We start from the raw sequence: 12,746 nt of genomic DNA, 5'->3' as shown, positions 1-12,746 counted from the left end.
TCAGGTTCATATTTGTTGTAGAGCATGGATTCAACACGGCCTGTTTCCATGTTTTTGCGGATAAATTCGATATCGTCCTTTTCCAGCTTTGCCTTGGCCGCCGGAGGACTTGTACTGGCCTTTTTCTTTGAATATATGGCTCCTCCTGTCATGCCTGCACCAACATAGCCTTTTGCATTTATGAAGGCCAATCTTCCGCCTTTCATATAGGCACCTGAGAATTCGCCAACACTGCCATGAACAACGACGGTCCCGCCATCAAGGTGTGAACCTGTGTTCATTCCCGCATCTCCTTTGATCATTATGGTTCCCTGCTGCATAAGCACGCCAGTACCGTTATAGACATTTCCTTCCACAAGGATAGTGCCTTGCCAGTTAGACCTTGCCCCTATGGTTCCCCTAAGGATGCCATCGTTCAATTTGAGGGTGTTTTCAGTCAGTGAATTGTTCTTTAACATATCCTTTCCAGGACCGTTAGCGAGCAGATCTGTTATAGAACGGAATTTCCTGTAGCCTTTGACATCAGAAGTCATTTCCAACATATTTCCCCAGGGTTCTTCGATGTTGCCCTTTATATAAAGGCTTCCTGATGCCATCCCCATGCTGGCTTCAGGTCCGACATCACCTTCGATGAATATGTTTCCCGCCTTTTCAGCTCCACCTGTACCTCCCAGATGCTTCAGGTCGGTCCCTAAACTATAAGCGAGCCTTTTACCTGCATTTCCATCTATGCATACGTCTCTACCGGCCTTGAGCTCAGCTACAAGGTCTGCGTATGTGAAGGAAGTGCCTTCCTGAGAAGGTATCACATCTTCAGGCTGCAGCTTGCTGTCGTTCCAGCAGAAATTGAACGTATAATCGCACAGATTGTCGATAGGTTTCAGGATCCTGATCTTCAGCATATTTCTCATCCATGTATCAACGATGGCAGGCAGCGTGTGCACACCCAGATGCTTTCCATATTATAACGCAAAGGCATGAGATATCTTTCATTCTCTCCCTTTCCGCACTTAAAGCATTTTATGGATATATCTGTACTGCGAGGCTGTGACTCTGCCTTTTCCCTGTTGAATTCAACGGTTTGCCTTTGCTCGACCGAGATAGCTCCCTGAGGGCATACGCCTATGCAAAAGCCCATGCCATCGCAGAGCTCCTCTGATACGACCCTTGCTTTGCCGTTGATAAGACGTATCGCACCTTCCGCACAGGGGGATATGCATTTTCCGCAACCGTTACATTTCTCTTCATCTATTTTCACTATGGTCCTTAATACCATGATATACCACTTCTCCTTAATGATGTGTGCCTTCTACCAGTTCCATGCCAGCATTTAGAACTGTCCTCTTTATCTCTTCTATGTGCGGACACTTAGGATAGTTATCCATCTGCATGCATGAACTGAGATGTACTACGTCTACTTTGAACCTTCCAAGGGATTTCAGCAGGCGGTATACTCTGCGTCCGGAACATCCCCCGCAGGTAAAGAATGCTACTATTTCAGTGTTACTTCCGTATTCCCTGAAATGTTCCTTTCTGTTATTGAATGCCATGAAACAACCGACACCAGGACAAGCTTCTGAAACAATGTCGCATCTTATTATTGCTATTTTCTTTGTCTGATCATCTGTCATCTTGCACCTCAGGAGCGTAACATGATCAATAGCATTTTGAACCTCTTCAAAGCCATCAGGCTGTGGGGCTGATTTGCGGGCATTATGATCATCTCTCCCGCCTTCACCAAATGTTCCTTTTCCTGTATATTGACCTGGGCTTCTCCTTCCAGCAGGAATGCCATTGCGTCAAAAGGTGCAGTATGCTCACTCAATCCCTGTCCTTCGTCGAAAGCAAAAACAGTTACAGTACCATTCTTTGTTTGTGAGAGAGTGCGGCTGACAACTGCTTCTTCCTGGTAGTTTACCAGCCCGGATGTAATAAGTACTTCCCCTGAAGGGGTTTTGTTGAGGAATTGCATGATATATCGCTCCTTTGAACAGACAGGCCTGTTGCCTGGCCATTTTCCACTCTATTTGGTATCCTTTAGATATTAAGTATAAATAAGATATTAATTTATATATCATGTAGTTTCTATATGGATACTATGAAGGATTGTACCGTCTATAAGACAGTAGATATAATTGGCAAAAAGTGGTCCATGTACATCTTATTTGAACTTCATAAGGGTGAAAAAGGGGAAAAAGGATTCAATGAGCTTAAGCGTAAACTGAAGGACATTACGCCTAAGACCCTTTCAGCCAGGTTAAAGGAACTGGAAGAGCAGGGTTTGATACAGAAAATCATTGACGATTCTGTGCTCCCGGTTCGCTGTGAATATTCCCTTACTGCCAGCGGAGAGGACTTCATATCTATAATACGTGACATCAAGGCATGGGGCCTTAAATGGAAGTTTGGTAATAAGGTATGTGAAAACTCTGTGTGCAGACTTTGTGAACTATGATCAGCTATCTTTATTCAGCACATATTTGTTTTTGGCAAGCGATGTGGCCGGATAATTTGAGAAGATTTAAGTAGGTGGAAAAAGGTTTGTTCTGGCACAGTTATCCATAGTGGTGATCCACTGGCTTATGGACAGCGGTGTTTCATGTAAGTATAACATTTCGATCCATAAGTTTAGGTTTCCAGTCAGATGAAGGGAGCCAGATGGGATTCTGGCAGGTAATAAATAAGAGCAGAGTTCTTGAGTGAATAGATTATGCGCAATGGTCTAAAGAAAGATGCAGCTGAGATCCTTAAAAGTGCCATAGAGGCTGTGGAGCCTTCTGTTGCTGTCAAAAGGGCATTGGCAAGGGATAAGAACACATTACAGGTAGGGAACCGTTCATATGATCTGGACGAGTTCCGAAACATATATGTCGTAGCTTTTGGAAAAGCCTCGGTGCCCATGTCAAAGGCTCTCGAAGAAATTCTCCATGATCTGCCTCTTAAAGGTATGGCGATCACTAAATACGGACTTGGGAGCAAACTTGAGCAAATCGAGGTATATGAGGCAGCACATCCTGTTCCTGATGAGAATAGCCTTAAAGCAGGTCAGATGGTAAAGGAGATCTTATTTCAGGCAGGAAAAGAAGATCTTGTTTTTTTCCTCATATCTGGTGGTGGTTCTTCTCTGTTCGCACTTCCACGTAAGGATGTATCCTTCAAGGAGTTTGTCAAGCTGCATGAAGCTTTGCTCTCTTCAGGTGCGACTATAAAAGAGATCAATACTGTAAGAAAGCACCTGTCCGTAGTAAAGGGCGGGGGTCTTGCAAGAATGGTTTTCCCTGCCCAATCGATCAGTCTTGTGCTATCGGATGTGGTGGGTGACACTCTGGATATAGTTGCTTCAGGACCTACTGTTCCTGATTCATCCACATTCGAAGATTTCTATGATATTGTGGAGAGGTATCAGATCACACTTCTCCCTTCCATAAGTCGTTTACTGGAGGATGGACTGAACGGATTGGTCGAAGAAACGCTCAAAACAGGGGACCCGGTATTTGATCTTTGCTATAGCAAGCTTATAGGTACTAATTGCATTGCTCTTGACGCTGCTGAAAAGAAGGCATCACAGATGGGATACAATACTCTGTTGCTAAGTTCTTATATTACCGGCGAGTCTAAAGAGATCGCAAAGGTATTTTCCGCTTTGGCAAAGAATGAACTTTTACATGGGAGGCCCATGTCAAGGCCAGCCTGTATTCTTGCAGGTGGGGAAGCCACTGTCACAATCAGGAATGGTGGAAAGGGTGGAAGATGCCAGGAAATGGCGTTATCCTTTGCTATAGAGACGGAAGGCCTGGAAGACATGCTGTTCCTTGCAGCCGGCACGGATGGTATCGATGGTCCCACTGACGCAGCAGGTGCATTTGCTGATGGAAGCAGTGTGGAAAAAGCTGCAATGCAAGGTATGGATGCGAGGAAGATGTTGAATTCACATGATTCCTATCCTTTCTTTGATGACATTGGCGACCTACATAAGATCGGTCAGACTGGTACAAATGTGATGGATATCTACATTCTGCTTGTGAAGTAATTATACGAGTTGTTAAAGCTCGATGTCGACATCATATACAAGTTCGGGGTTTTCCTTGTGGATCTTCCAGAAGGGCTCCTCCCCGTACTCTTCGGCAAGTTTTAATGTCCTTTTGGGTATGGTCTTGGGCCCAAGTACAGCCCCAGGCCTTTGCGGGTCATCTATGTAATCCGTTTCCATCATGAACCTGGTGCCTTGGGTCAATGCTTCTTCTATGGCCCCTTTGCCTGCCAGCACTCCGGGAAATATGCCAAGTCGTTCACAGGCGTTCACCAGCGGAGGAGCGTAATGTTTTACCACTTTATGAAGGCTGATGCCTGTTTTCCTGGCATGGGCGGTAATGTCCTCAAGCTCGGGTTCTCCTACGCTTTCCGTATGCAGCTGCACGGCGCAATCCAGGTCTTTTGCCAGGGTGAAGGCATGTTCCATTATTTCATTTGAAGCGTTCCATACTTCCGGTGTGACCGGATAGTGCGGCCTCCCACTTTTCAAACCCACAGCAAGTCCTTTTTCCACATATCCGGCAGCTATGTCCAGTCCTCCTTTCATCGTTCTTATTGCAGTTTGCAGGTCCATGTACTCCAGAAGATGAGTAATCTCAGCAGGATGCACCCCCAGCACAGGAAAAGATCTCACGCCGGTCTCATTGATCTGTCTGGAGATCTCTATGGTCTCTTCAAAAACAGCTATCTGGTCCTCAGCCCTTGTGACTTTGACACCTAGTGTCCAGGATGGCTTCATCACAAGGAATATGTGTGTTCCTCCTGCCTGCTGGAACTCCTTGACAGCTTCAAGACCTTTGCTTCTGGGATCTATATGCATGTGTTCATCTGTTATGGGGAAATTGCCACTCATACTTGAATATATATGTTATATCAGGATTAAAGTTTCGTGTTTCATGGCGAAGGCTTAAAAATGACCTATGCCTTTAGAATGGTCGGTGATTAATAGTGAGCAAGACTGCAGCAGTAATTAAAGGAGATGGCGTAGGTCCCGAACTGGTGGATGCGATGTTCAAGGTAATGGAAGCTGCCGGAACTGATGTGGAGTTCATAACCTGTGATGCCGGTGCCACATGGTGGGAGCAGCATGGTGGAAATTCCCTTATCCCTGATGAGACCTGGGATATCCTTGACAGTTCTAATGCATGCTACAAGGGTCCTACGACAACCCCTGGTATAGTGGGAGCTCCAAGAAGTGTGGCTGTCTCCATCAGGCAGAAATATGATCTTTATGCCAACGTGCGTCCCATCAAGACCTTCCCTAATACCAGCAGACCTCTTGGTGATGTTGATTTTGTGTGTGTACGTGAAGGTACGGAAGGGCTGTATGTGGGCGAGGAGATACGTCTTACCGATGATGTGGCCATAGCCATCAGGAAGATCACTCGCACAGCAAGCGGCAAGGTTGCAAGATATGCCTTTGAGGAGGCCAAAAGAAGAAATTATGATACAGTTGTGGCTATCCACAAAAGCAATATTCTCAGGCGGACATGTGGTCTGTTCCTGGAAGAAGTGAACAAAGCGGCCCAGAACTATCCGGGTATTGAAGTGTGGGAATATCATATCGACAATATAGCACAGCAGCTGATCAAGAACCCGCAGATCTTCAACAACAAAGTGTTACTTTCCACTAACCTGTTCATGGATGTGCTCAGTGAGGAATGTTCTGCCCTTGTGGGAAGCATCGGTCTGATATATTCTGCCAATATTGGCGATAATTTCGCCATGTTCGAGCCAGCTCACGGTTCTGCGCCCAAATATGCAGGATTGGACAAAGTGAATCCTGTGGCTACAGTACTTGCAGGTGCCTGGATGCTCGGATATCTGGGTGAACCAGAGAGGTCGGCAGCCATATTCAGGGCTACTGAGCGTGTCATATCCGAAGGCAAGTATGTCACGTACGATCTGGGAGGCAATGCAAAGCTCAGTGAGATGACAAATGCGATCGCAAAGTATACTGCAGAGGAGCTTAAGTAATAGCTTCTCTTTATTATTTTTATAGACTCTCTAAAAACCGGTCCCAATCAGGAGATCAATAAAACAAAATTGGTGGCAGACATCCATTACATTTAATATTGAGCAGTCTGCCAGTGCTTCTGTGTTCTATACTATTCAGTCCACTTCGTCGTACATACGAGGTTTGATCTCACGCTGATCGTTTCCCGGAGCATGGTCCTGGCCTTCATCGTCCTCTCTGCGATGCAGGTCCTGGTTCACTATGGGGTTGAACATGAAGTACTTCTTGACATAGGCGCGGATCTCCTCATCGGAAATGCAGGAAACCCTCTTTTCTTCATTGAAGAGTCTCTGGATGTCTGCCTGTATATTCCTTAGACGCTTATCGTTCTTATCTACCTCTATGTGGACATCCATCATTTCTTTTAGCGTTTCCTGTACCTTGAACTTAAGTACCTCTATTCCCGAAGAATCCCCGATGAGGAAGTTCCTTTGGCCTCCAACCATCTCGGGTGGATATGGTTCATATGTGAAGGGGTTCTTGATGACGCCTGCAGTATGGATGCCGGACTCATGGGCAAATACGTTCTGCCCCACCACAGATTTATTTCGGGGTATCCTTATACCGATCTCCTTCTCCATGAACTTGGCAAATTCCACAAGGCAGCTCAGATCATATTTCTCAAAGCCCTTGATACGCCTTTTCAGAAAGACCAGCAGTTTTTCCATCTCTGCATTGCCTGCCCTCTCGCCAATACCCAGGTATGTCACATTGGACCAGTTGGCACCGTGCCAGTAGCCTGCCAGGGAGTTTGCGACTGCAAGCCCAAAGTCGTCGTGACAGTGGGTTTCTATGTTCTTTGCACCGAGATCTTGTTTCAGGTATTTCACAATAGTGGGTATTCCGTAGGGTTCATCCACGTTCATGAACGGGATGCCATATCCTATGGTGTCACAGATCCGGATGGTGCAGTCAGGATCGATCTCAAGTATCTTTTCCACCAGAGGGAACACGAAATCATAATTGTCAGCACGGGTCATATCTTCGATATGAGCGCGTGTCCTAAGACCATGGTCTACTGCATATTGCAAAGCATTGAGATACTTTTCCTGAGCTGCTTCCCTGGTCGGAAGTTTCATCTTATCGTAGATATGGGGGTCGGACACGGACATGAGGATGCCTGTTTCTTCTATTCCGTCAACATTGAGGACCATATCGATATCCGCAGGATTTGCACGAGCCCATCCTGTTATTTCCGGGAATTCATATCCTTTGTCCTGCATGAGTTTGATAGCCTTTCTATCCCTTTCATTATAGACAAATGTTTCCAGCTTTTCAATGCCGATCATATGCAGATATTCGTATATCTGCACTTTGTGCTTGCTTCTTATTACAATGCCCGGCATCTGGGCTCCATCCCTTAAGGTACTGTCACTGATCGACACCTCCTGCCCATAGGGGAGTTCTATCTTAGGCAGGTCATCATAGTCCCGGTATGTCTTCATATATTTCCTCCAACAGCGCCAACACAAATATGGTCTGGCAAAATAATACGTTCACATCTGCATTTAAAGGCATGGCCCCATATGCTTTTAAGGATCACAGGACCGTCCAGCAGGTGTGTACAAAACCTGCTATTCTACATGTGTGTTCAGATTAAAAGGTTTTCTTTGGTTATCTGACTTAAGGATTTATAATTTAAACGCTAATCTATAGACCATGTGGAGCACGATAATGCAGAAATTCGAAAAACACCCTGCTCAGCAGAAAGTCATAAGGCTGCTTTTCGAGCGCGGTTTTCAGGTTAACGAAGAGGGAAAAGTTACATCCGGTAAGATAGAGATCCCCCATACCCAGCTTGCACGGGAGGTAGGGGTAGACAGGCGTGTGGTGGACTCTACCACAGAGGCCATACTTGACGACCCTCTCTTGAAGAATATATTCCAGAAAGTGCATTCCATACCATTCTTAAGGGATGTGGCTCCTTCTCTTGGCCTTGGAGTAATTATCATAATTCCAGATGATGCGGCACATTCTGGTATAATTGCCGACGTTACTGGTGTGATCTCCATTCATGGCGTCAGCATCAGGCAGGCAGTTTCAGATGACCCTCATTTTACGAATGAACCACGCCTGACAATTATCACTGACAGCAAGGTTTCAGGAGAAGTTGTAGAAGAACTTCTCAAATTGAAAAGTGTAAAAGGGGTAAGTATATCCTGATCCTTCATATCAGGTTCTGAGGTATGGATCTCACAGCACAGCTTTGGCAAAGGCTGTGAAAAGCTTCACCATATGCACTGACCTTCTTGGGTCAAGCATTTTCCTGATGAGTATCGAAGGATGGTCCATATCCCCGTATTCTGTAATAGTGTCCATGATAGAAGGTGTGTTCATAGCGCCTAGCAACTCATCCAGTTCACTGTCGCTGAGACCTTTGATGAAATCATGTATCCTCATACCCATGCTAAGTTCTTTTCCAATGGCAGCTTTCCATTGTTTCTCATATTGTTGTAAATTACCTGCAGAAGCATCGTCATCAAGGGAAGCTGCCACCTTTCCGGCAATTTTGGCACATAAAGCACCTGTATAGATGCCACCTCCGGAAGTCGGTTTAGTTTGGCCGGCAGCATCACCAATTACCATTATCCCATCAGCATAGGTCCTGCGCAGGGGTCCTATAGGTATGCCGCCGAATACCATATCTGTTAGCCCACCCTGATAGCGGGCCGCAATATGTGGATGATGCTGTAGCAGCCATTGCAGGCATTCATTAGTTTCAGGGCCATTGATACTATCGGTTGCCAGTCCTATTCTTGAAACGTGTTCATCCACCGGCACTGTCCAGGCAAAGAAACCAGGTGCCTTCGAACCTACGAACAGCTCCACAAAATCAGGGTCATCTGACCTGTATGGAGCTTCTACCTGTATGCCTGGCATGATCCTTTGCACATTGCCAAGACCTGCCATCTTTGCCATATTACTGCGTACTCCATCTGCAGCAATGATCACTTTTGTCCGGATGTTCCGCAAGTTGCCTTTTTCAAGCACGCTGAGAGTCTGAGAACTGTTGCTGAGCTGCATTCCTATTGCACGTGTCCTGAGCATCACGTCAACCCCGGCATCTGCTGCCATCCTGAAAAGTGTTCTGTCGAACATTTTTCTTGAAACTACGTACGCTTTTGTTTTGCCTCCGTCTATAGGCAATGGTCTTTCAGAGGGGGGATGAACATAGGCTCCTCTGACAGAGTTAAGGACAAAGTCATCCGAAGGTTCAACATCGCATTCTTTTACTGCACGTGTGCTGAGCAGGCCTGTACACCCCACCGGTGAACCTATAAAAGCATGTTCTTCAATAAGCAAAGCCTTTGCTCCTTCCTCAGATGCGTAGCGTGCTGCAGTTGAGCCGACAGGTCCGCCTCCTACAACAATGACATCATACTGCATGTTCATTCTCTTTTTCCAGTTTTGAACAGGTCGAGCACTTCGCTGATATCGTTCAGTATAATATCAGGATATGCAGTTCCGGAACTTCTGTATGGATCGTTGTTCCTGTCCCCGTAAGCTGCATAGGCAGTGAGCATTCCTAAAGCCTTTGAAGGTGCAATGTCCCTGCGCAGGCTGTCCCCAACGAAGAGAGTTTCACATGGCTGCAGGTCAAGTGCTTCCAGAGCAAAAAGGAAAGTTTGATGCGAAGGTTTGCTTGAACCTGTGATGTCCGCACAGAAGAGAGCATCCAGCCATTGAGAGAAACCGGTCTTTTCAAGTCTCTTTTTTGCATTTTTACTATGTGCATCTGTAAGTATTGCAATTTTCAGTCCCATATTCTTGAGTTCCCTGATAGTGGGAATGGCGTTTGGATATGGATCCACAGCTCTTAATTTCTCTGTTTCGTATATCTTACAGCATTCATCATACGTAGATCGTGAGAATACACCCATGTCCAAAATATAGTCCCGTATATTGTTCCAGTCTTCGAAGCCGCAGCCTGGTCTTCTGAAGTACTGGAGAAGTTCGAGGGCATCTCCACATCCAAGGTGGTCCACTATCTCCTGGCAAGCACGTGTTTTTGCTTCCACAAAATCAAAAAGCGTATTGTCCATATCGAACATGATGCAGGTAAGGTCATCTGTATTGAGTATAGCCTGTGTTTCAAGCTTCATGAATTTCCTCTCTGTATCTTTCAGACAACATGTAATAGATAAGGTCTATAATAAAAGATGTGTTCTTTACAAAGAGTGAGTTTTATATATCTCTTGTATATATCTGCATTAGTATCTATTTAATACAGGTGATCATCAGGTGTCTCTCGATACTATTGAACCTAACAGAGAAAGTAACTTTGTGGATAATATACAAGTTCATGAACCATGTGAAAGAAAAGACGGCTTTTACTCATCTTGCGGGCAGGCTTTTATCCGGGTGCCATCAGATAAATGCCGTTGAGATCTTAGATGATCTTCATTCCGGTCATTGGTCAAAGATAATTGCCAGTTCTTTTTCTAATTCTCCTGTTGCAGATGGACTGTATCCGTGTATGCTTCCATTCACGGTATACATTGTTTTTGGTGCTTTGGCCAATTCAAATGTACTCTCGGCCATGCTGTAGGGAACTATAGTATCATTAATAGCATGGATCATGACAACTTTCCGGGGTGATATTGTTGTTATGTAGTTATCGGGATCTATGGACCTGTAGAATTTGTATGCATTTTCATTAATCATGTTCTTATCGATTGAACCGGTTTGGTATCCCGATGTACTGATGCCAATGACTCCCTTGATCCTGGGGTCAAGAGCTGTTGCAATTATGGCAAACCTGCCTCCGTTACTGATCCCAAGCATAGCTATATTTTCAGGATCCACTTCCTTTTGTTCCCTTAACACTTCAGCAGCCATGAGGGCATCATATACCATGCTGTACTCAAAGGGTCCTTTACCTTCTTCAAATAGTTCCAGATCAGTTTCAGGGTTCACAACCCCTTGGTTACGCTGATCGATAGTGATGGTGGCGTATCCCATATCTGCAAGGTCAGATGCAAGCCCCTGTTGTTCTTCCTTTGTGATCCCAGCTCCGGGAAGCACTACTATGCCAGGGACTTTTTTGCTGGATAAAGGAAGACGTATTAGTCCTTGTATGATGCTCTGTTCACTAGCGAATGTAAGCGACTTGAGCGCATTCCCATTTTCTGTCGTGTTAGCTTCAATGATAGAATGATCTACTTTTTCCGGCAGATCATAAGATAGTATCCCTTCATCAGAAACAGACCATTCCCCGGAACTTCGCATGTTGTGTAATATTCCTATGACACCTGTGATCATAAGCACAACACCTATTCCGATTGCGATACTGCGCATCTGGATGTCCTTACTGCGATTTTGCAGGGCATTGCCCTTCAATTTTTTATTCCTTTTCATCCGATCTCCCCATTGATGTTTCATTATCCACTATTCTAAATATTTAAATTATTTCCCTCTGAAAAACATGGGTTATAAATGTACATTGATACTCCTTTCAATTTATGTTTCCGTTTTACATATGATTTAATGCTGAATATAAATTTTTATAAGTAGAATATTATATATGCAGCTATGGAGTATATTCATACCATGGCAGTTGATCAAAAAAATAAAGTTCTAATGTTCATATGAGGGGCAAGAATGAATATCACGAAACGTGAGTCTGCAGAGATCGAACTGATCATACTCAAAAACATGGCGCAGCAGTCCAGGGATAGTATGATCTATTTGAACAGCGAGTTTGGGATATTATATGTGAATAAAGCTGCAGAAGATCTTTTTGGCTGGACGTTAGATGAATTGAGAGGCAAGTCAATTGATATTTTGAAAGTGGACAGTCTCAGCGAACAAGTAAAGGATAAAATAAAAGATATTCTGAATAATGGTGGAAGTTATTCTATTGACTCTTTATCTGAAAAAAAGGAGGGTAATACATTCTTTTGTGAATTGGGCTTCTACCGCTTCTATGATGACAATGGAAATTTATGTGGTTTTCTTACCTCGCAAAGGGATATTACCCAAAGGAAGCTTGCAGAGACAACCTTAAAGGAAAGTGAAGAAAAGTTCCAGGCGCTGTATGAAAACATTCCTAGCGGCACTCTGATCATTGGGCAGGATTATATTATCGAGGATGTAAATCATAAGACCTGCGAGATCACGGGTTTTTCAAAGGAAGAGCTTGTAGGCCAGTTATGTGATATTCTGTGCCCAAAAGGATCAGGATCAAAAAAATGTCCTATATGGGTTGAGGGACTTAATGGTTTTCAGGGCATGGACACTACAATCAAATGCAAGGATGGTAGGAAGAATCCCATTCTCAAGAACACTAAAAGGATCAGTCTTCATGGTAAACAGTATATCCTTGAGAGCTTCCAGGATATCAATGAACGTAAACAAGCAGAAGAGGCGATGTTACATGCGAAGCTTGTAGCAGAGGAGGCCAGCAGGGCAAAGTCCGAATTCCTGGCAAATATGAGCCATGAACTAAGAACTCCACTTAATTCTATAATTGGTTTTTCACAGATCCTGAATGAAGGGATATTTGGGGATATGAATGAAAAACAAGCAAAATATGTCCAGAACATCCTGAACAGTGGGAAACACCTGTTACATCTCATCAATACGATATTGGATATTTCTAAAGTAGAAGCAGGAAAAATGGAATTGTATTGTGAGAGATTTTATATTCAAGAGTTATTGGATGATCTAAGTATAGTCATCCATCCTATGGCAGTTA

Annotated in this window: 14 protein-coding genes; 5 read left to right on the top strand and 9 right to left on the bottom strand. The window is 44.4% G+C overall.

Translation table 11 applies throughout. The features are described from left to right. The 4 genes from AB7U21_RS00755 to AB7U21_RS00740 all read right to left on the bottom strand — a co-directional run. On the bottom strand, positions 1–911 hold a 911-nt coding region (locus AB7U21_RS00755), incomplete at its 3' end, for a formylmethanofuran dehydrogenase (protein ID WP_428386455.1). Then, a complete protein-coding gene (locus tag AB7U21_RS00750; protein ID WP_333786818.1) occupies positions 908–1,276 on the bottom strand; it encodes an ATP-binding protein in 369 nt (122 codons plus the stop codon). The genes AB7U21_RS00755 and AB7U21_RS00750, both read right to left, overlap by 4 nt. Positions 1,277–1,292: 16 nt before the next feature. Further along, positions 1,293–1,631, bottom strand: a complete 339-nt coding sequence (locus tag AB7U21_RS00745) for a CGGC domain-containing protein (RefSeq protein WP_333786817.1) — start codon at positions 1,629–1,631, stop codon at positions 1,293–1,295. Positions 1,632–1,639: 8 nt separating this feature from the next. Beyond that, entirely contained in the window at positions 1,640–1,972 is a 333-nt protein-coding gene (locus AB7U21_RS00740) for a cupin domain-containing protein (RefSeq protein ID WP_428386452.1), read from the bottom strand. A 126-nt stretch (positions 1,973–2,098) separates the two neighbouring features. On the opposite strand from AB7U21_RS00740, the gene AB7U21_RS00735 reads away from it, so the two are divergent. Both AB7U21_RS00735 and AB7U21_RS00730 read left to right on the top strand, forming a co-directional pair. Further along, positions 2,099–2,455 carry a helix-turn-helix domain-containing protein gene (locus AB7U21_RS00735; RefSeq protein ID WP_333786841.1) on the top strand — a complete coding sequence of 119 codons (357 nt, stop codon included), beginning with the start codon at positions 2,099–2,101 and terminating at the stop codon, positions 2,453–2,455. A 255-nt stretch (positions 2,456–2,710) separates the two neighbouring features. Next, on the top strand, positions 2,711–4,030 hold the full coding sequence (locus AB7U21_RS00730) for a glycerate kinase type-2 family protein (protein ID WP_428386450.1): 1,320 nt from the start codon (positions 2,711–2,713) through the stop codon (positions 4,028–4,030). A gap of 12 nt (positions 4,031–4,042) precedes the next feature. Here the strand turns inward: AB7U21_RS00730 and AB7U21_RS00725 are convergent, their stop codons facing one another. Further along, on the bottom strand, positions 4,043–4,885 hold the full coding sequence (locus AB7U21_RS00725; RefSeq protein WP_428386448.1) for a TatD family hydrolase: 843 nt from the start codon (positions 4,883–4,885) through the stop codon (positions 4,043–4,045). Positions 4,886–4,980: 95 nt separating this feature from the next. Between AB7U21_RS00725 and AB7U21_RS00720 the strand changes: the two genes are divergently transcribed. Further along, on the top strand, positions 4,981–6,009 hold the full coding sequence (locus AB7U21_RS00720; RefSeq protein WP_333786813.1) for an isocitrate/isopropylmalate dehydrogenase family protein: 1,029 nt from the start codon (positions 4,981–4,983) through the stop codon (positions 6,007–6,009). A 135-nt stretch (positions 6,010–6,144) separates the two neighbouring features. On the opposite strand, the gene AB7U21_RS00715 is transcribed toward AB7U21_RS00720, so the two are convergent. Next, the gene (locus tag AB7U21_RS00715; protein ID WP_333786812.1) at positions 6,145–7,494 is read right to left on the bottom strand and encodes a homocitrate synthase/isopropylmalate synthase family protein; all 1,350 of its coding nucleotides are present in this window, start codon (positions 7,492–7,494) and stop codon (positions 6,145–6,147) included. A gap of 214 nt (positions 7,495–7,708) precedes the next feature. Between AB7U21_RS00715 and AB7U21_RS00710 the strand changes: the two genes are divergently transcribed. Next, on the top strand, positions 7,709–8,212 hold the full coding sequence (locus AB7U21_RS00710; RefSeq protein WP_428386445.1) for an amino acid-binding protein: 504 nt from the start codon (positions 7,709–7,711) through the stop codon (positions 8,210–8,212). A gap of 30 nt (positions 8,213–8,242) precedes the next feature. Here the strand turns inward: AB7U21_RS00710 and AB7U21_RS00705 are convergent, their stop codons facing one another. From AB7U21_RS00705 to AB7U21_RS00695, 3 genes are all read right to left on the bottom strand, one after another. Further along, entirely contained in the window at positions 8,243–9,436 is a 1,194-nt protein-coding gene (locus AB7U21_RS00705) for an NAD(P)/FAD-dependent oxidoreductase (RefSeq protein WP_428386459.1), read from the bottom strand. Between the two features lie 2 nt (positions 9,437–9,438). Next, positions 9,439–10,152, bottom strand: coding sequence for an HAD family hydrolase (locus tag AB7U21_RS00700; RefSeq protein ID WP_333786809.1), 714 nt, complete (start codon positions 10,150–10,152; stop codon positions 9,439–9,441). Between the two features lie 307 nt (positions 10,153–10,459). Next, a complete protein-coding gene (locus tag AB7U21_RS00695) occupies positions 10,460–11,407 on the bottom strand; it encodes an alpha/beta hydrolase (protein WP_428386443.1) in 948 nt (315 codons plus the stop codon). 243 nt (positions 11,408–11,650) lie between these two features. On the opposite strand from AB7U21_RS00695, the gene AB7U21_RS00690 reads away from it, so the two are divergent. Next, positions 11,651–12,746, top strand: a 1,096-nt coding sequence (locus AB7U21_RS00690) for a PAS domain S-box protein (protein ID WP_428386441.1), incomplete at its 3' end; no start/stop codon positions are given.

The organism is Methanomethylovorans sp. (genome assembly GCF_050177135.1).
GTDB lineage: Archaea > Halobacteriota > Methanosarcinia > Methanosarcinales > Methanosarcinaceae > Methanomethylovorans.
The sequence above is the reverse complement of the archived record's forward strand: the minus strand, read 5'-3'. Positions and strand labels throughout refer to the sequence as shown.